This is a genomic window from Bartonella sp. TS25HLJMH, assembly GCF_042193505.1.
Taxonomy (GTDB): domain Bacteria; phylum Pseudomonadota; class Alphaproteobacteria; order Rhizobiales; family Rhizobiaceae; genus Bartonella; species Bartonella grahamii.
Genome location: NZ_JBHILV010000008.1, coordinates 17,614 through 37,858, shown reverse-complemented (window position 1 = coordinate 37,858; position 20,245 = coordinate 17,614). Strand labels below are relative to the sequence as shown.

The following is a 20,245-nucleotide window of genomic DNA, read 5'->3' as shown; positions in this document are numbered from 1 at the left end:
GCCTCTCAAACTATTAATAATCGCACCCCAATCATGACATCAGATCTGCGTTTATCAGAGGACTATCAAGCCTTTGGGGGAGAGGCAAGGGAACTTTGTAAAAGTACATCATGAGGCGCACGTGCCCTTGACCAATAGCCAAAAGGCTTGTCTTGTCCTTTTCATGCAGCTTTAAAATCATGATTAAAGAGAAAACTTATAAGGGGTATAAATAGCAGTTTATAGGTATCATAGGTGTTAATCGAAAAAACTAGAAAGAAGATTGCAAACCCTCGTTTTATCGTGTTGAATATTTTTGCATCGCTTTGATCTTGACACGCTTTTTTCGAGCTATGAGTCGTTTCAAATAGAGGGAAGTATAATGGCAAAAAAATAAAAACCCAACTGCGTCAAAAGAAGGGTTTCTAAATACCTGTACGGTAAATTAAAATATCAAGTAATTCTCAATTTAATTTATCGTGATGCGTTCTGCAAGAGAAATTTTGTGGAAAAAGGGTATTTTTAACATTTTTTTGCCTCCAATAGAGAGGTTTTAAAAATTATGGTTAAGAAAACATCTGGTAGAAAATTAACTTCAAAGCACTGGGAATATATAAAAATTGCTGATAATACTGATATTGGACACATTAGTAGAAGCCAACTTATTTTTCTTGTACAAGAATTACCTATAATTGGTCTTATCAAAGGAACAGAAGCCCATTTATTAGCTAAACTTTTGAATACTGTACCCGTTGCGCATTTTGAAAAAGGTAAACTTCCAATAGTTTTTAAAAGCAACCATCAAATTGGTCTGGAAATTGGTTGTACGTCTGTTCATGTAAGTAGATTACTTTCACGCCTTTTTGATAAAGGTCTTATTGTGATGCGGGATTCTGGTAACTTTAAACGCTATAGTTTTAATTCTGCTAATTATGTACCAATTGCTTGTGGTATTGACCTTAGCATTTTAATCGCGCGTTACCATGAACTTAAGCACTCTATTTTAACGATTAAAGAAGAAAAGAAACATCATGATATGGTTGTTAGGACCTTTTGTGGTGTTTGTCGTCGATTGCAGCTTCGTATCGAAGAGATAAAATTTACATCTATTGCTTCAATGTTTTTAAATCGTATGAATAAAATTAAATCTGTTCTTGGGTCCCCTTTTAAAGCGTCTACCTTTAAATTGGAAAAAGCTATTAAGCTTTTTAATCGGCTCTTAGATCGTTTATTTTTTACAAAAATGTTATGCACAAATAACAAAAATGTTATGCAATTACATAATACAATCCCTAACTATGATTGTAATTGTAACAAAAATGAGTATTCAGAAAAATCTGAACACAACTCAAAATACTAACATGACCTTCGGTCATGAAAAAAGGCTTATGAAAAAATAGAGAAAAGCAAAACCCAATCATCATTTTCTTCAAAATACACTGCATTTCTTCCAATCAAACTAGAATTTTTAACGCAAGCTTTGCCTCATGTTGCTATGTTCATGAAACATGGATTGCAATCTGAAAGAGATTTAATCGGATCCATGGAATTTTTAGCGAAAATAAAGGAGATTTCTTTTCAGGCACTTGAAGAAGCTAAAGAGACTATGAGAAAAAATGTGCTTTCTTTTGCTATAAAAGAAAGCACATCGGGGGGATTAGAGCGACAGCTTTACATATTCTACTCTGAAAAGCGGTCCTTTTTATCTTTTTTCCACAGAAAATAAGTTACAAGTCCGAGAATGGGAACTCTCAATTTGGCAAAAGGGAAATGTTGACTGAGAGCTGCAAGGCTGGAAACGGTCGCATCTGTCATTAGTTTTTGGCGTTGTTCTTCTGTCTTTTTTTGTTGGTCATAGCGTTGGTAAGCCTTGAGAACACGACTGATAATAAGACCTAATCCTGCAAGAGAAAGACAAATTAAAAACATGATACTAGCGGCGGCAAGAGGATTCATAACAGAACATAACGCAATAAAAACGGTGATACATAAAAAAAGCAAAGACATGAAGAATGAAATGCCAATAAATCCACAGCAAATTGCTTGAAGGCGTACTTGCTTGACAGTGCTTTTAAGCCCTCCACCGACAAGATGGTTTAAAAGAGGAGTGATAAACTTATGCATTGCTTAACGACGCAGTAGTTGAGAAAGAATAAAACCAACCCCTGCGGCAAACAAAACACTTTTGCCAGGATTTTTACGAACGCATTGATTTATGGTTTGTTCAAGATCACTGATTTTGTCTTTTGCTTGAGATATCATGTCTTCACCACTTTCTTTCGCGGAGTGATATAGTTTTTCCGCTTTGTCTTTGGCGGCGTTAAATTTGTTTGCACCAAGATCTGTCAGGGTTGAGGTAATCCCTGAAATTTCAGTGCGTAACTTTTCTAATTGTCCTTGTAGGTCTTTTTCTACGACTGTTTTATTATGTTGTGTTGTTTTGTTCTGGGCCATGATATTTTTTCCCTCTCTTGATTCATTATATTTGTATTGGTGTGTTCATAGTGATCATTTGCATTGGAGTGAAAATTTTCACTGCTTGAGTAACGCCAAAAGTTTTTTTTGGTTCCTTTTATTTTGTCGAATTTAAGATTGTTTTTGATAAAACAAATCTTTCCTATACGATAGGCAATACCCGTAAAGGATCGCATCCGTTGAAAATTGTTTTATGCTTTTTCAGGAATTTAACACCATTCTTCAGTTTCTTGTGGCGCAGTTTTTTATAATAGTTTTTTGAAAGCGTGTTGAGGCTTGTTTTTTAGGTTTGTGACAGATAAAAACATAGTTGTTGTGCTTTGCGGCAGAAGTAATGTCATTTTTATGCTTTTGCAGAAGAAAAAGAAAATAATATTGCTGTTCTTTACTCTCTATATATTTGGCGGATAAACGAGCACTCCCATTATACTTTATATTTTTGATAAGTTTAAGATATTGCGATAATTATTTTTTTTAAATGTAAGGTATAATTTTATTTTGGGATAGGAGGTACTTCAGTGCACTGGTTGTTAGAGATGTGCATATCCTTTTCTTCAAGAGTTTTATGATATTTTTGCTGTTTATCCTATGCAAGTAAATATTTTGTTGGGTTTAAAAGAGCCGCTGAAATGAGAGAAGCTTTGCGATATGAGGGATTCATTCAACAGAAACGATGATAAATTATTCTTATAAATTAAAATATTATATGCAATACTTCTTGCGAGTCTATCATTTTGCCAAATTTATGCAATAAATTGATTGTTTAAGATCAACTTGTTGAATTGTTAGAGAAAAATTTCTTGAGTGATTTCTTTAGAATAAGAGAGAGCTTGTGGAATAAAACTATACTTGATTTATCAAGTTTGCTTTCTTAAGAGGAATGCGAAAATGACGTTAAAAGGGTAGTAGCATTGTGGAACAGTGATGCTATGCGGGATGACGATCCAGCTCATAAAAAAGATAAGACCACAAGAATGTGAGATAGAAATGGAATCTGAAACAGTACCTTTAGATAATATGTCTGCTGTATTGACAGCGCATGATTTTTCTCCTTTTTCTATGTTTATGGCTGCTGATTGGGTGGTGAAAGCCGTTATCATTATTTTATTACTTGCTTCTCTTATATCTTGGACAATTGCTTTTGTGAAAATTATTGAGATCACTTTGGCAAAACGAAGAGTGCGTCATGAACTTCAATTGGTTCTTAATGCTCAGACTCTTACACGTTTGGCAGCTAGCTTGAAAGAAAGCAAAGGGGCTGGTGTGTTTTTTCTCAAAGAAGTCCTTAAAGAGGTGTATCTTTCTACACAACAGGTTCATTTTTCTGCTCCTGAAGGAATAAATAAAAGCTCTGAGGAAAGAACCAGTGCAAGGGAAAGTGCACAAACGCTTGAAGACATTCTCTTTTATGAGAAGAGTAATCAATATGAAGATGTTTCCCGTGATGTTCGCGATGCTAAGGCTCGCGATGTTCATGAAGGTTTAAAAGAAAGGGTTCATTCGCTTTTGTCACGCTGCTTGTTGGCTGCTACACGCCGTGTTGCATGTGGAAGCGCTGTTCTTGCAACCATTGGTGCAATTGCTCCCTTTGTTGGTCTTTTTGCAACTGTTTGGGGCATTATGAATTCTTTTATTGGGATTGCTCAGTCTCAAACAACGCGACTTGATGTGGTTGCTCCCGGGATTGCTGAAGCTTTATTCGCAACGGCTATTGGGCTTTTTGTAGCTATTCCCGCCGTTGTTATGTATAATAGCCTTATGCGTGCTTTGAATGGTTATCGCAATGATTTAGGCGATATCGCTGCGGCTCTTGAAAGGCTCTTGAGCCGTGAACTTGATAAACAAAGACAACAGAAAAGTCATAAAAAATGAAAGCAAGCCTTAATAATGATTGGGATACAGACGAGAGTGGGTTGCAAAGCGAAATCAATGTGACCCCTTTTATTGATGTTGTATTGGTGTTGCTTATTGTTTTTATGGTTGCTGCACCTTTGGCAACATCTGTCATTCCCGTTCAGCTTCCTTCTATAACTCAAGGACCTTCAGTGGTTCAGTCTGATGAACCTCTTTATGTTACTTTGCAAAAAGATCGTTCTCTTTACATTGGTGATCATCTTGTAGAACAGGTAGCTTTGAGAGAAGCTTTGTTGAGAGAAACTACGCAAAATTTAGAGACAAAAATTTTAATCAAAGCTGATAGTGAAATTGATTATGGTACTGTCATCGATTTATTAAATCAAATACGCATGGCTGGATATAATAAAATCGGTCTTGTAGGATTGCAAAGCTCTACCAATCTTACCTCAAGAGGTGTGATCAATAATAAAACCACAGGGGTAGCGGATGCTACTGTCGATGGAGTGGGTGGTAACATTGTGGGGCATGTGGATGTCATAAAAACCGGCACTGCGGTAAACGCTAATATTTCAGGAGTTGCTTCTGACCAGTGATAAAAAACAGCCTTTGTTGCAGGAAGCAAAGCTATATTACTCAAAGTCGTAGAGTGAAATTGATTATGGTACTGTCATCGATTTATTAAACCAAATACGCATGGGGTTCATATATTGAATCGGTTTTTAGGATTAAGCTCTACTCATCTTGCCTCAAGAGGTGCGATTAAGAAAAACAGCAGGGGCGGTTGTTATGTGTCTTAATACATCTTAAAGCCCTTTTTGCGACGGTGTTCATAAATAGTATAACGGTAAAGCTTCCGTAAAATAATAAAAAATCTATTGAACCTCATTATTATTATGCTTAATAAAGGAGCAAGCGAGCACCCTTATAGTATTTATACTTTCCCCCAATGTTATGACAGTACTTAGTACAAGTATTCATTATAGGTATTTTTTCAGTTTTTATCTACATGCTAGCTACGTTTGGAATGTGAGAGAAATGCTTTTGATTGATGTAATATAAATAGATTTGCAATGAAAGAATCTTACAGTATTGAGTTTTCTCATTTAAGTTGCAAGAAAATTAATTATTATAAATCAAAATGATGTATAGATTGTAGACATTACAAGCGGTGTGTGCGCTCCCAATGGTTAATGCCAATGTTTTTGTTATGGGGGAGGGGTGTACGGTGATAACGAAGTTTTGTATAGCGCAAGAAACGTAATTGAGAGATGATTGTTTAGAGGTGTGTTTAGTAAAAAACTTTGAAAGCAAATGCGCACCCCTCCTGCACTTTGAAAAGCTCGAAGGAGTTTCCGTGAAAGAGTCGTTAGAATAAGCGAGTATTATATTTTGAGAAGAGCGATTTTTTCAGAGCTTCTTAAGTATGCCCCGTTGAACCAAAACCTCCTGTTCCACGGCTTTCGACATGGTTTTGAGTATTTTGCTCTGATTCAATGGCGCAAACATTGACTTGGGATACGGGGGCGATGACTGTTTGGGCAATGCGCATTCCCCGTTGGATGGAAAAATCTTCTTGTCCTAAATTGATAAGAAGGACTTTGACTTCACTTCCGGATAATCACACTCAATTGTTCCTGGAGTGTTGAGGCATGTGATGCCGTGTTTTAAGGCTAAACCAGAGCGTGGACGTATTTGTGCTTCAAACCCACGTGATAAATGAAAAATGAGACCTGTTGGAATAAGTGCTCGCTGCCCAGGGGCAAGAACAAGCATTTCTTCTTCTCCAATTGCTGCACGTAGATCAAGACCCGCAGAACCAGCCGTTGCGTAATGAGGAAGTTCTAAACCTTGTCCCAAGTGCAAGACGCTGAACAAATAAAGTCACGGGATGTGAAGATTGAGAAGAGACAGGGTGGTTGTTTAGAGGTGTGTTTAGTAAAAAACTTTGAAAACAAATGCGCACCCCTCCTGCACTTTGAAAAGCTCGAAGGAGTTTCCGTGAAAGAGTCGTTAGAATAAGCGAGTATTATATTTTGAGAAGAGCGATTTTTTCAGAGCTTCTTAAGTATGCCCCGTTGAACCAAAACCTCCTGTTCCACGGCTTTCGACATGGTTTTGAGTATTTTGCTCTGATTCAATGGCGCAAACATTGACTTGGGATACGGGGGCGATGACTGTTTGGGCAATGCGCATTCCCCGTTGGATGGAAAAATCTTCTTGTCCTAAATTGATAAGAAGGACTTTGACTTCACTTCCGGATAATCACACTCAATTGTTCCTGGAGTGTTGAGGCATGTGATGCCGTGTTTTAAGGCTAAACCAGAGCGTGGACGTATTTGTGCTTCAAACCCACGTGATAAATGAAAAATGAGACCTGTTGGAATAAGTGCTCGCTGCCCAGGGGCAAGAACAAGCATTTCTTCTTCTCCAATTGCTGCACGTAGATCAAGACCCGCAGAACCAGCCGTTGCGTAATGAGGAAGTTCTAAACCTTGTCCGTGTGCAAGACGCTGAACAAATAAAGTCACGGGATGTGAAGATTGAGAAGAGACAGGGTGGTTGTTTAGAGGAGCGTTGGTTTCAGTGTGCGACATGATCAAGGTATTTCCAAAATATGAGGTCTAGAAAGAAATGATACTTTAACAAAAGATATCCATAAAACCAAGTCGATAAAGGTTTGTTGATACAGATTGTCTCCAGAGCTTGCTGATCTAGAATATTCCAAAGCACCATCTAACACCATTAATGGCATCATTATTGATGGCTTATACCTAGGAACATGCGCTTATTTGAGATCTAAATTATGTTCACAGATAAGATTTCTAGATACTACCGATAAGAATACCCGTGGCAAAAACCAAAGCACCACCAATGATAACCTGTAAAGAGGCGCGCCAAAAGGGCGTTGACATGAATTTGTTTTGGATCCAGACGATTGCGCCTAGTTCGAAAAAAACAATGATAAAAGCAATAACTGTCGCTACATAAAAAGAATTGATCAAATAGGGAAGAGTATGACCTAATCCTCCTAATGTTGTCATAATGCCGCTGGCAAGACCTCTTTTTAACGGTGAACCGCGCCCTGATAATTTGCCGTCATCGTGGGCTGCTTCTGTGAAACCCATTGAAAGTCCCGCACCAATTGAAGCTGAGAGCCCTATCAAAAAAGTTTGATGCGTGTCTCCCGTGGCAAAAGCTGCCGCAAAAATGGGGGCAAGGGTAGAGACAGAGCCATCCATTAACCCTGCAAGACCTGGTTGAATCCAAGTCAAAAGCGTTTGTCTTTGCGCTTTCGAAGGTTTTTTTACGGTGTTATTTGCTGCTGTTGTTTTTGGGGAAGGATGGCTGCTCTTGCTTTTTACAAGAGATGTTCGGTCACATAATGAACCGATAGTGTTTGCACGATTATGGCAAGTAAGGCACAAAAGTTCCTTATAATTTTTAAGCTCGTGGATGCTCATGGCGGTAAAAATTGCAGCTTCCTTAGAGGAATAAGGTTCTAGAGCTTTTGCATATTTTAAATAGAGCGCTGCATGTTGCTCTTTTACTTTGAGCGCTTGAAGTATCATTTTTTGTGCTGAACGAAAGAACAGAGCTTTACGTTGTACAAATGAAAAAAACAATTTCAACATTTTCTGTTCCTCTGCACTTTAGAATAATTCTAAAACATAAGAAAAATAAATCGAAAGTCAATCTAAAAGTTAAAAACTGACAAATTACAAAAAGGTTGCACTGAGAAAAAAGAGTGCTGAGAAATCAAGAAAGCAAAGGAGATTTATCAAGAATAATGGTCACATGAAAGAAATGATTGCGTGAAAAAATTAAGAGACAATGTGCTTTATTTTGCTAAAGGGGCGTTTCAATGAAGTGTTTCAATGTATTGTGCTAGAGAATGTGGGGAAAGGAATAAGTTGGCACCGTCATTCATTTGATGCGTTCAAAATACTGTAACAGTTCTTGGAATTTGAATTCTTTAAAAGAGACCTTTTTCAAGGGACAAAAGCCCATTTCGCGAGGGGGGCCCGTGAAGAGTATAAAAGGGTAGAGCGACAAAATTTCCATGAAATAATATAAATTCCATTGAGTCTTCTTAATCTTTACGCTTCATAAAAGAGCAAGCCAGCATCATCATACACCTTAGCTCCCAGTGTTGCGCCACTCATCGCGCTTGTGGAGGTGTAAGCCAGTATTCTTATGATATTTACGTGCATTTAGAGTTGTTACAGCTTTTGCATTTAGGTGGATTTGTTAGCGTGTAACGAATTATCTTTAGTACTGTAATTTCAGGGGCAGGTTTAAGGGTGGAAGTACATAAATGAGAGAGAGATATTATCATATCAAACAGTGTTCAATTTATTACATTGCATTTGTGTGAATATAGCTGATCAAATTTTATTTATCATGTGGAGTGGGGAAAAGTTAACAGTATTAATTGAATATAAAAAAACATAAACTGTAATCTGAATTACAGTTTATGTTTTTAAGTATTAAATAAGCTTACTGTTTAAACTGTATTTAAGTGAAACGTTGTTTAAACGAGCATCCACGCACTGTCCGCAAGAGCATCAAATGCTTTTTGACCCGGTGTACGATAGGGAGGCCGCTTTTTAGAAAATAACCATGAAAAATACGCAATAAGACCCCAAAGTGCTGCTGCAAATCCCATCGACATTCCTACCTTTATAACACCTTCTTTAACATCTTGTTCAGTGCTTTGTGTTGAAATATGATCCATAACCATATCAATAGCTTTAAAAAATTTATTTTCTTTTGACACTGTAGAAGAAAAACTAGAATCTTGAGAATGACTATTCAAATAGTAAGCATTAGCTTCCAGAATCTGTGAAAAGAAAAAGGCTATTGTAACAATATATAACGCGATTTTTTGAAATATTTTCATTATAATGATCCCAATTTAAAATATTTAATCAAAAAAGTTTTTTCATTACACTTTCTAAACAAAACAAAAAAAGCACCATGGCATCCCGCGATGCATAATTTCATTATGTTTTTAATGTGCTGTTAATACAAAGTGTTTAATTACACATTTTGTATTATATTTGGGTAATTTCCATAGTTTATTGATTCTGTCAACTTTTCAATTTTGGTTTTTAACTTAAATTATAAACTATAATTTTTTTGTTAATTTAGAAATAAATTTAAATTATATTATTGTTTTTATTATATTTATTGTATCATCTGTTTTGGTAAGTCGTAAACGCAATTCTATATTATTAAAGGAGATATTTTAAATAAACAAAATGTAGTTTTTTGTGGTGTAAATGACATATGTTCTGTATAAATTTTGATGCAATTTTTAAGATATATTGCGGTGTGAAGTAATCGTTTTATGTTATCTCGTAAAAACACTATTTTGCGGTGTGGTGATATAAGTTCTGTGTTCAGCGTTATAGTTACCAATCGGTTATCATATGGTAAGTAAACTAATATTATTCAGATTACGTAAGCATTGTTAGCTCTCTTTACAAAAATTGATGCGTTCAAAGATGAATGGAGTATTCTGTTTAGTCTTAAAGCGCTTGAATCATTAAATGCTCTTTACTATTTTTTCTTTTCAAATATGCTGGCTTTTTCATCCGTATTGAGGGACGTAAATAAACAAGTTGTGAGAGGTCGAATATCTTTTGGTAAATTGAGCGATTGAACACTTCAATAGCGTGAAGAACAGGGGATTATTTGTTATGCCAAATTATGAAAAAATTTTTTCAATCTTGGAAAGATATTCCCATTGCGGCAAATCATATAAAGTTTAAGCAACGGCAGCACGATTTTTTGTGCAATGAAATGATAAGTATGTACAACATCTCGGTAATCTCCATGGGAAACTTTACCGGATCAACAGTACGGATAGTGTCTTCCGCTTACCCCAAATCGCAGATATTTCAAAACAACAACGGTGGAGAATGAATGTTGGATATGTTCTAGGGAAGGTTGTAAAAAATGGCTAAAAAGTTTTTAAAAAAATACCAACAATGACGAAAGGAGCGGTTGCCCACTCCTTCGTTCCTATTTCCCTTTCGGGGAAGCAGCCACCATTACTGATGCCGTATATGGTGATACATATACGCTTATTTTTTTTCTCAAAAATCAATAGTGTAAATGCGGTAAATGTTTGAGCATTAGAGCTACAACTTTATGAAAATCTTCGCTGGATAATCTTGGAACAGTACGTGAGCAACTTAAACGACTTACAGAAACTGTTGTGACATAATTGCAGATAATCCATGCTTTTTTATTCTCTATGGGAGATTGTATTGGATACGCAGCGGGATTATTGGGTTGTGATTTCGTTAAAAAGGTAAAACTGTCACATTTCTAATTTTGCATTCTTAGAAAGCACTAAAACAGGCCGCTTTTTCCCAAAATTCAGGGAGTGTCGAATCATGAGGAAAATCGCACCAAAAAACTTGCCTGATGCGTGGTGCCGATTTGATTCGTGGTTTTATATGAGGTGGTTTTTTGTAAGGAGCATTTAAATCTCTTTCTCTTATATGCTCGCGCCATGCATTATAATCATGTTTCATCATAACACATGGTTCTTCAAGTTTGGTTATATCTAAGGAAATAGGTGATAGGGTAGAAGGCGCTGTGTTCTTATCTTCAGCCATAGCAGACCATTTATATTTATCGGTCCCCTCACTTAATTATTTTACGGCTTTTCTATCACGAGTTTTTATCAAAATGTTGTTCATAAGTACAGAGAGGTGAAACCATAAAATGGATATATCTGCTTATTTTTGTCTTTTGCGTACAACGCTAGAGGAGGGATGTTGGTGACTAGTTGGTGTTGGTGGGTTGGTTTGGCGGTGGGTGGTTTTGGGGGATGATTGGTGATAGGTGGGTTGTTGGTTAGGGGGACGCGATTGGAGAGAACGAGTGCACGCGGTCTCGTTTCTATTTTATGGTTAGAGTTTTTTATTGCTTGAAAGGAGCCCTTTTGAGGCAACATAAAAACTGATAAGCATGTAAAATAGGCTAGCAACGACATTCCAACCGGCAAATGAAAGAAAAAGAAAGCGTGCGGATGCTTCAGAACAAGAAGGGGGATGAATGTTGTTTAATTGGTTAAGAAGCTGGTTAATGTCTGAGGTTTTTCTCACTGCGCTTAAACCACAACTGAGGGGAGCTGTCCAAAAGCCATATTCAACACCTGCATGATAAATGGCTAAAACAAGGCTTATACACATTAAGACAAAAACACACAAAAATAAAAGTTGTATCCAAGCAGACATGCGAAAAAACCATGCCCCAAAACCTGCTAAGAGCAAAAATGGTATGGCACCATAATAGGGAAAACGCTCTATGAGGCATAAATCGCAAGGAAGATACCCTCCAAAATATTCAAAACCAAGGGCAAGACCTATTGTAGCGGACAAGCAAAAAGCGAGAAAAAAAGCCCATAAACTTTGTTCTTTTCTGCTGGGTTCAAGATGAAGGTGCTTGTATAAAAGTGGGTGATAAGACAAAACGCATGCCATTAAGTCTGTTCCTTATAAAAGCTTTTTGTTTAAAAAAACTATGAAAATCCCATAAATTAAAACGAGGCTAACACAACCAATGAGAATAATCCATTTGAAATTCTGTACTAGAAAATTCATTGCTTTTTGCCCAAAATGTTTAATCAGCCATGCGAGAAGATAAAAACGAGCGCCTCTAGAAAAAATACAAATAAGAATGAAAAGTTCAAGACGTACACTCATTACACCGGCCAAAATTGTGACAATCTTGATGGGGGGAAGATGAAAAAAACCTGATGTTATCAGTAAAATGACTAGAAATTGCAGGGTTGCACTATTTTTCAGAGATTCAAAACTTTCAACCTTACCATAAATTTCTAAAATGGGTTTGGCAAGAGTATCATAGGCAAAATGTCCGATAAACCAACCGGCAATGCCTCCTAATACAGAACAGGTAGTCGCAATCAAAGCATAGCGATAAACCCGCTTTTGATGGATAAGCAGCATCGGAATATATAAAACATCTATGGGAATTGGAAAAACAGAACTTTCAATAAAGGCAATGAAACCAAGCCAGTGTGGTGCTGTACGCCGATTTGCTAAAGAAATCGTCCAAAGCTTTAATTTGTTTAATATCATGAATCTTTCTATAAATTTAAGAGGTAAAGACTTTACAAATGAGATTGTTATAAATCCGGTAGAGAAATCCAATAAAGAAAATATTTCATAAAACAGATAAGAAAATGATATGAATTCTTAAAAAATGAGAAGTCTGCTGTTGACGAATCTGTGCTTCTTCATATAGTGCAAAGGAATAATCGACAAGTCTGTATTTTAAGTCCTGTCTTTTGTAGCAATGTGCGGGTGTGGTGGAACTGGTAGACGCGCCAGACTCAAAATCTGGTTCCGAGAGGAGTGTCGGTTCGAGTCCGACCACCCGCACCATTTCTAATATTTTCCTCTATTCTATTATGGCGCATCACGTCGATTTATAAGACATGTGGGATTGGTAAAACAGCGTTCAATGTTTTGCATGTTGAATGAAAAACATTGAATAACGTAGGACTCTCTCATTTTAAGTCTGTTTATTTTAAGTCTATTTATAGTAAATTAACCAAAATCATGTCTCTTGTACATTGCAAGTTGGATGAGCTCGCGTGGAATGAAATTTTACAAAAAATGAATAAAAATGCCTCTTATGAACGGTTTCAAGGGCATCATTGAGGGTAAAGTCTATGGTGGACGGTGTGCCAGTTTTCACTTTTATGAAGTGTAAAGATGGTGCTCTATAGATTTTATATTCTTGTGGGCGTTGTTGCAAAATGGGCTTGAGGATTTTGAGAGATGTTTCTTTAAAACACGCATGTGAATTGGTAACCCAAGTGTCTTGGATTTGAGAGTGTTTGGGATTTGAGAGTGTTTGGGATTTGAGTGTGTTTGGTTTGGAGCGCTGTCGTATGACATGAGGGGCGTGATCCCAAAAAGATCCGTGAGAAACACCAGCATGAGGCAATGCGTAATCTCCTTTTTTTAAAAGATAGAGCTTTAGAGGCTTTTGAAAGTCGTAAAAACCGAAGTAAAAGGAAATGATAAGGTTGGAAATTGGTTTTTTACCTTGACAATTTCATATTCTCTCCAAATGAAGCTGTCTCCCCGTTACAGAAATTACACAAACAGAGAACCGCAATATCCTCTCTCTACTCTGGTATACAATAGCTGTAAACACTGTCATTTGAAGTGTGGTCATATAGGGTCTTTAAACTTCTTTGAAACGTTACAGTATTTTTTTCAGTGTGTGTTGGATATTCTTAAGAGTGTTTATTTTGCTTTAGGTTTAAGGGCATTTCATGGGGAGGCACCAAGAGGAGGAGCCCGCCCCAAGAGTCCCCAAGAGTCGTTGTGTTCTTACAAACGGACATGATTTTAGAAATAGGTTTTTAGAATCTTGATTCTTCGAGAGTGGGGAGGACAAGTCAACATCATCCTATAAAACTGCAATTGATGCACAATATCCATAGTTATTTTAAAGAAATATCTCTTAATAACTGCTCTCATTTATTTTACGATGGCGTATTTTACGATGGCGCCCAGTGGTATGATGGTAAAGCTTTTATATTCCAAATGTATTACATGAAAGGGGGAGAGAGGATAGGAGCTTGCTTTAAAAGAGGGAGAGGCTTTATTGTTTCATGATTATTTATTTACAGTTTAGTCTTGGTTTTTAGAATCTACGTCTTTTTAGGGGGAAAGGGGCGTTAAAAAACCCCGTTTTTAACAGGGCTTTTAATAGTTCAACTTTTCTTACAGAACTTAGAATTTATAAGCGATACCAAAGCGAAAATCATGCGTTTGAGAAGAGATTTTAAGGTCATCGTTTGCAAATTTCTCTTTTAAAAAATCTGAATAACGATATTCTGTACGCATGATGATATGATCTGTCATTGCAAGATCAAAACCACCACCAACAGTGTAACCAAACATTGTTTTTGTTTTATCTAACACATTGCCAGAAGCAAAAACTGTCGAATCTTCTTGCGATTTTGATAAAAGTGACATGATATATTGCATTTGTGTATAGGCTATACCCCCTGCAATATAAGGCATAAGACGATGGGAGGCAAAACCAATACGCGCACGCGCAGCACCAGACCATTTTTCTTTCAATGTTACACTGCTGACAACAATGTCACCATAGTTGGGTATCGTTTCATCCTGAGCTGCAGGTTTTATGATGGGGATCCCAGCTTCTTTAAAGGCAATGTTAATAGAGTCTAATTCATCTAGAATTTTCTTTCCATTGTCTGTTTGGGTGCTTTCCCTCCCAGACCAGACTATGTCTGTATCAAAACCAAAAACGAGGTTTTCTCCCAGATCAATATTAGAACCTGCATACAAACTTGCTCTCAATCCTGATGGTTTCGGTGATAAATTTCTATCAACCCAAGCCCACTTTCCCTCCTTGGCTTCTTGTGCGTAATTTAGAGTATTTTTACTGGAAAAATATCCAATTTGTCCTCCAACATAAAAACCAGACCAAGAAAAAGGCGCAGAAACAGTAACCGGTGAGATATGTGATGATGAATCACTTTGCAACGAAACTTTCGGCTTTGATTGCTCAAAGATTACCGTATCTGCTGCTTGCGCTGTTGAAGCGGTAATGAAAGTGAAAATAGATAGTGTAATTAAACATTTTGTTTTCATAAAAAACGTCCCCAATTTATTTCAGACACAAAGCGTATTATACATAAATTGGTTAAAGAAATCTATAGTTAATATCATTATGAAAACTAAAATACGCATAAAATCTATAATTACCCATATTTAAGCGTTTTCAAACTTTTTTCGTGCTATTATCCGGCGCTTTTCAGGATTTTTAATATACTCTTTCAGTGTTCTCTGTGTTTTAGAAAAAACTATAGTATAATAAATAAGATTTTGATTTGTTTAAAAACACTGTTTTGTGTATATAAAAAAATACTATTTGTTTTTTAGTGTTAAATGTATTGTCTATAATGATTGATATCATTGTGCTTAATATTCAATTGATATTTAAAAAAATACATATTGGTACTATCACATTCTTTGCTCGTTTCTGATATTGCGTAGCTTTGTATTGCGATAGCCTTTTGAGCACTTGAGAGGATGAGCGACTTTATTTCTTTTTTTATCTATATGCCACTTTTGCTTATAACAATCCAAGCGAATAGTTTTGATTGATTGAATGGAATACGAAGAATAAGAAGGAGCAAAGTGCGAGAATTTAATGTTTTATGAGGTTTCTCATGCACTACGTAAAACGATAAATTCTCCTTTTCGTTCGCTTAAAGCCGGAACGTGGATGAGAGCCTAAAAACTGAATGTCGTTGGCAATTTTAAAGAGATTAGCGCGTGCACCCAGATTTTTGTGGAAATGGGTGAGGGTGCCATGATGGGTAAATGCCTCAAATTTCTTGCGAGCTGTCAAGGATATCTCCGTCAGAGAGCTGATTGTTTCAGTAAAGGCCAAAACCTTTCGGTGCATTGAGTTTTTCAACAGCTGTTTCTCCATTGAGCACTTCTATCTTCACGCTTTATAAAAGAGACATCTCTTAATGCTCCCAAACCCATTTCACGACGGTGGCTCGTGAATGGTATAACGATAAAGCCATTGAGCTACCCTATCTTTACGCTTCATAAAGGAGCAAGCCGGCAGGCAGCATCATTATACTTGCCAGCTCGTGGATGTTGTGACAGCCTTTTCCACAATGTTGTGACAGTCCTTGGCATTTGAGGCGGTTCATTAGAGGTGTTTTTAGTCCTTTCTTATCTTATACAATTTCTATTCACACATTCATATCGCCACACATTCATCCCGCTTGTGATGTGCAAGTGAGTGATTTTGATTGATCCAACATAGGACAGATTTAAAATGGGAAAATTCTACGGTATTCAGGATTCTCATTCAATATGGATAATACTAGATTATCATTATAAATAAACACATTATCTCATTGAGACAAGAGTAGAAATGTGGACCAGATCCTAAAATGAACGCCGTGGGCTATCGTTATCGGTCATCATCGGGGTGCTTACACCCCGATTTTTTGACAGAAAGATTTGTTTTAAGACGTTTGCATCTTTTTTAGTGGGTTGTTTATTGGGGAGCAATCATCTTTTTGGGATCAACCAGCCGGTCATAATCAGCTCCAGAAACGCCAGCTTTTAATGCTTCTGCGCGCAAAGTTGTATCATTTTTATGCGCTGCTTTGGCAATTTCAGCAGCTTTTTCATAGCCAATTTCTGGTGCAAGAGCTGTCACTAACATAAGAGAGCGTTCCATGAGAGAGTGAATGTGAACGCGATTGGCTCGTAATCCTTGGATGCAATGCATATCAAAAGAACGCATACAATCACCAAGAAGTGTAATTGATTGTAAAACATTATAACCAATAACAGGTTTATAAACGTTGAGTTCGAAATGTCCTTGGCTTGCGGCAAATGTTACACTGGTATGGTTGCCAAAAACTTGGCATGCGACCATGGTTAAGGCTTCACATTGCGTGGGGTTGACTTTTCCGGGCATAATAGAAGATCCGGGTTCATTTTCGGGAAGACTGAGTTCCCCTAAACCTGAACGTGGTCCTGAGCCTAAAAACCGAATGTCATTAGCAATTTTAAACAGATCAGCAGCGAGAGCATTCAAGCTTCCGTGGAAATGCGCAAGGGCTCCATGATGGGCAAGTGCTTCAAATTTATTGCTGGCAGTTTGAAACGTTATTCCTGTAAAAGCGCTCACTGTTTGCGCAAAAGCAATGTCAAAACCTTTTGGCGCATTTAGTCCTGTACCAACAGCCGTGCCACCTTGAGCAAGCATGTGGACATCGGCTAGAGCATTTTCAATGCGCTGAAGACTGGCTTCTAATGCGGCACGATAGCCTGAAAATTCTTGCCCTAAGGTTAAAGGCGTTGCATCTTGGGTATGGGTGCGGCCGATTTTAATGATGTCTGCAAATTCTTGCTCTTTTTGTTTTAATGTAGCAATAAGAGCTTCAAGGATTGGCAGTAAGTGTTGGCGTGTTTGCAACGTGGTGGCAATGTGAAGCGCTGTGGGAAAGGAATCGTTCGATGATTGACTCATATTGACATGGTCATTGGGATGAACTGGTTTTTTGCTTCCAAGTTTTCCTCCCAAAATCTTACTAGCACGATTAGCAATGACTTCATTGACATTCATATTGCTTTGTGTGCCAGAACCTGTTTGCCAGACGGAGAGCGGGAAATGCGTATCAAAGTCGCCGGCAAGCACTTCATCGGCGGCGGCAATAATTGCTTTTCCAATATTTTCTGGTAGTTTTCCTTTATCCATATTTACAACAGCTGCAGCTTTTTTGATAAGGACTAAGGCATAGATGATGGCAAGAGGCTGCTTTTCACTACCAATATTAAAATTATGCAGAGAACGTTCAGTTTGTGCGCCCCAATAACGATCTTGACGTACCGAAATCGTTCCAAAGCTATCCGTTTCCTGACGTGTTTCAACCATGATAAGATCCTTTTTTGTTCACGGGTTCTTAAAAAAGCTAAATAACGCGAAAGTGCAATAAGAGGCAAGACTTTGAAGCTTCATTTAGAAAAATTATTTTATGGCTATTCTTGACATTAAGAGATGCCGATTTTATATCTAACTCATACTAGCACTCATAGCTTGAGAGTGCTAGCAAGAACTTTTAAGATTAATGCAATTATGTTCAGTTTTAAGGATTTAAAACATGGCTAATATACAATTCCGCCCACTTCACGACCGTGTCGTTGTCCGTCGGGTTGAATCTGAAAATAAAACGGCTGGTGGGATTATCATTCCTGATACAGCAAAAGAAAAACCTCAAGAAGGCGAAGTGATTGCTGTTGGCAATGGCGCTCTCGATGATAACGGAAAGCGTGTGCCTTTAGAAGTCAAAACAGGAGACCGTATCCTGTTTGGAAAATGGTCTGGAACTGAAGTCAAGATCAATGGGGAAGACCTCCTCATCATGAAAGAATCTGACATTATGGGAATTATGGGCTAATTAAAGCGCTTAATTTTTCATTGTGTACTATTTTGAAAAAACTCCAAGGAGAAATTAAATGGCTGCTAAAGAAGTCAAATTTGGCCGTGAAGCGCGTGAGCGTCTGTTGCGCGGTGTCGACATCCTTGCTAATGCTGTTAAGGTGACACTCGGCCCTAAAGGTCGTAATGTGGTGATTGATAAATCATTCGGTGCGCCTCGCATCACAAAAGATGGTGTATCCGTTGCAAAGGAAATTGAACTTGAAGATAAGTTCGAAAATATGGGTGCACAAATGTTGCGCGAAGTTGCTTCTAAAACCAATGATATCGCTGGTGATGGAACAACAACAGCAACTGTTTTAGGACAAGCTATTGTGCAAGAAGGTGTTAAAGCTGTTGCTGCGGGCATGAACCCGATGGATCTTAAACGCGGGATTGATGCTGCTGTGGATGAAGTGGTGGCAAACCTCTTCAAAAAAGCAAAAAAAATCCAAACATCAGCAGAAATTGCACAAGTAGGAACCATTTCTGCTAATGGCGCTGCTGAAATCGGTAAAATGATCGCTGATGCTATGGAAAAAGTGGGCAATGAAGGCGTCATTACCGTGGAAGAGGCTAAAACCGCTGAAACGGAATTAGAAGTCGTTGAGGGAATGCAATTTGACCGTGGATATCTTTCCCCTTATTTTGTCACAAATGCTGAGAAAATGGTCGCTGATCTTGATGATCCTTACATTCTCATTCACGAAAAGAAATTGTCTAATTTGCAATCTCTTCTTCCTGTGCTTGAAGCTGTTGTGCAATCTGGAAAACCACTTCTCATTATCGCTGAAGATGTGGAAGGTGAAGCTTTGGCAACGCTCGTGGTCAACAAGTTGCGTGGTGGTTTGAAAATTGCTGCTGTAAAAGCACCTGGATTTGGTGATCGCCGTAAAGCAATGTTAGAGGATATCGCAATCTTGACATCCGGGCAGGTTATTTCTGAAGATGTGGGCATTAAACTTGAAAATGTCACTTTGGATATGCTTGGTCGTGCGAAGAAAGTGAATATTTCTAAAGAAAATACCACCATTATTGATGGTGCTGGACAAAAGTCTGAAATTACTGCTCGCGTCAATCAAATCAAGGCTCAGATCGAAGAAACAACTTCTGACTATGACCGTGAGAAATTGCAAGAAAGACTTGCTAAACTCGCTGGTGGTGTAGCTGTTATCCGCGTGGGTGGTGCAACAGAAGTTGAAGTGAAAGAAAAGAAAGACCGTGTTGATGATGCTTTGAATGCAACACGTGCTGCTGTTGAAGAAGGTATTGTTGCTGGTGGTGGTACCGCATTGTTGCGTGCAGCAAATGCGTTGACTGTTAAGGGAAGTAATCCTGACCAAGAAGCTGGTATTCATATCGTTCGCCGTGCTCTCCAGGCGCCAGCACGTCAAATCGCAACCAATGCTGGTGAAGAAGCCGCTATTATTGTGGGCAAAGTGCTGGAAAATAATGCTGACACTTATGGTTACAATACCGCAACCGGTGAATTTGGTGATTTGATTGCTTTGGGAATTGTTGATCCAGTGAAAGTTGTGCGTTCTGCTCTCCAGAATGCGGCTTCAATTGCTAGCTTGCTGATTACAACAGAAGCAATGGTTGCTGAAGTTCCAAAGAAAGATACACCAATGCCTCCAATGCTTAGGTGGTGGAATGGGTGGAATGGGTGGAATGGATTTCTAAGCTCTTATTCCATAGAAGTAATAAAGAAACGGGCTTTCTGTGCCCGTTTTTTTAATGCTTTTTCACGTTTCGCAACCGGTGAATTTGGTGATTTGATTGCTTTCAAGAATTGTTGATCCAGTGAAAGTTTTTGCGTTCTGCTCTCCAGAATGCGGCTTCAATTGCTAGCTTGCTGATTACAACAGAAGCAATGGTTGCTGAAGTTCCA

The 20,245-nt window shown here is 37.9% G+C and carries 12 protein-coding genes, 1 tRNA gene and 5 pseudogenes; 6 read left to right on the top strand and 12 right to left on the bottom strand.

Features of this window, described 5'->3' with window-relative positions; genetic code table 11:
* Positions 1-541: 541 nt before the first annotated feature.
* On the top strand, positions 542-1,339 hold the full coding sequence (locus ACFINF_RS05170; protein WP_375619948.1) for a helix-turn-helix domain-containing protein: 798 nt from the start codon (positions 542-544) through the stop codon (positions 1,337-1,339).
* Between the two features lie 320 nt (positions 1,340-1,659).
* Here ACFINF_RS05170 and ACFINF_RS05165 read toward each other — a convergent pair whose 3' ends face one another.
* Complete coding sequence (locus tag ACFINF_RS05165) at positions 1,660-2,103, bottom strand: hypothetical protein (protein ID WP_375619947.1); 444 nt, start codon at positions 2,101-2,103, stop codon at positions 1,660-1,662.
* A 3-nt stretch (positions 2,104-2,106) separates the two neighbouring features.
* Positions 2,107-2,433 (bottom strand): YqjD family protein, encoded by a 327-nt coding sequence (locus tag ACFINF_RS05160; RefSeq protein ID WP_375619946.1) that lies wholly within the window; start codon positions 2,431-2,433, stop codon positions 2,107-2,109.
* Between the two features lie 1,008 nt (positions 2,434-3,441).
* Here ACFINF_RS05160 and ACFINF_RS05155 point away from each other — a divergent pair.
* Positions 3,442-4,326 carry a MotA/TolQ/ExbB proton channel family protein gene (locus tag ACFINF_RS05155; RefSeq protein ID WP_375619945.1) on the top strand — a complete coding sequence of 295 codons (885 nt, stop codon included), beginning with the start codon at positions 3,442-3,444 and terminating at the stop codon, positions 4,324-4,326.
* Positions 4,323-4,904, top strand: a complete 582-nt coding sequence (locus tag ACFINF_RS05150; protein ID WP_375619944.1) for a biopolymer transporter ExbD — start codon at positions 4,323-4,325, stop codon at positions 4,902-4,904. The genes ACFINF_RS05155 and ACFINF_RS05150 overlap by 4 nt, the downstream gene beginning before the upstream one ends.
* A gap of 824 nt (positions 4,905-5,728) precedes the next feature.
* Here ACFINF_RS05150 and dut (ACFINF_RS05145) read toward each other — a convergent pair.
* From dut (ACFINF_RS05145) to ACFINF_RS05115, 7 genes and pseudogenes are all read right to left on the bottom strand, one after another.
* A pseudogene (dut, locus tag ACFINF_RS05145) lies at positions 5,729-6,268 on the bottom strand (dUTP diphosphatase).
* 104 nt (positions 6,269-6,372) lie between these two features.
* Positions 6,373-6,905 (bottom strand): annotated as a pseudogene (gene dut, locus ACFINF_RS05140) (dUTP diphosphatase).
* Positions 6,906-7,133: 228 nt separating this feature from the next.
* Positions 7,134-7,943, bottom strand: a complete 810-nt coding sequence (locus ACFINF_RS05135) for a VIT1/CCC1 transporter family protein (RefSeq protein ID WP_375619943.1) — start codon at positions 7,941-7,943, stop codon at positions 7,134-7,136.
* A gap of 899 nt (positions 7,944-8,842) precedes the next feature.
* Positions 8,843-9,211, bottom strand: a complete 369-nt coding sequence (locus ACFINF_RS05130) for a hypothetical protein (protein ID WP_375619942.1) — start codon at positions 9,209-9,211, stop codon at positions 8,843-8,845.
* A 1,208-nt stretch (positions 9,212-10,419) separates the two neighbouring features.
* Positions 10,420-10,940, bottom strand: a pseudogene (locus tag ACFINF_RS05125) (type II toxin-antitoxin system PemK/MazF family toxin).
* Between the two features lie 297 nt (positions 10,941-11,237).
* Positions 11,238-11,810 carry a disulfide bond formation protein B gene (locus ACFINF_RS05120; protein ID WP_375619941.1) on the bottom strand — a complete coding sequence of 191 codons (573 nt, stop codon included), beginning with the start codon at positions 11,808-11,810 and terminating at the stop codon, positions 11,238-11,240.
* A gap of 12 nt (positions 11,811-11,822) precedes the next feature.
* Positions 11,823-12,428, bottom strand: coding sequence for a YqaA family protein (locus ACFINF_RS05115; protein WP_375619940.1), 606 nt, complete (start codon positions 12,426-12,428; stop codon positions 11,823-11,825).
* A gap of 221 nt (positions 12,429-12,649) precedes the next feature.
* Here ACFINF_RS05115 and ACFINF_RS05110 point away from each other — a divergent pair.
* Positions 12,650-12,734, top strand: a tRNA-Leu gene (locus ACFINF_RS05110).
* A gap of 1,365 nt (positions 12,735-14,099) precedes the next feature.
* Here the strand turns inward: ACFINF_RS05110 and ACFINF_RS05105 are convergent.
* The 3 genes and pseudogenes from ACFINF_RS05105 to fumC (ACFINF_RS05095) all read right to left on the bottom strand — a co-directional run bounded on the left by ACFINF_RS05105 (position 14,100) and on the right by fumC (ACFINF_RS05095) (position 17,811).
* Positions 14,100-14,990, bottom strand: a complete 891-nt coding sequence (locus ACFINF_RS05105; RefSeq protein ID WP_375619939.1) for an outer membrane protein — start codon at positions 14,988-14,990, stop codon at positions 14,100-14,102.
* 625 nt (positions 14,991-15,615) lie between these two features.
* A pseudogene (fumC, locus tag ACFINF_RS05100) lies at positions 15,616-15,835 on the bottom strand (class II fumarate hydratase); the annotation flags it as partial.
* A 587-nt stretch (positions 15,836-16,422) separates the two neighbouring features.
* On the bottom strand, positions 16,423-17,811 hold the full coding sequence (gene fumC, locus ACFINF_RS05095) for a class II fumarate hydratase (RefSeq protein ID WP_375619938.1): 1,389 nt from the start codon (positions 17,809-17,811) through the stop codon (positions 16,423-16,425).
* A gap of 226 nt (positions 17,812-18,037) precedes the next feature.
* On the opposite strand from fumC (ACFINF_RS05095), the gene groES reads away from it, so the two are divergent.
* Both groES and groL read left to right on the top strand, forming a co-directional pair.
* Complete coding sequence (groES, locus tag ACFINF_RS05090) at positions 18,038-18,334, top strand: co-chaperone GroES (RefSeq protein ID WP_005774667.1); 297 nt, start codon at positions 18,038-18,040, stop codon at positions 18,332-18,334.
* Positions 18,335-18,392: 58 nt separating this feature from the next.
* Positions 18,393-20,037 (top strand): annotated as a pseudogene (groL, locus tag ACFINF_RS05085) (chaperonin GroEL).
* Positions 20,038-20,245: the final 208 nt, after the last annotated feature.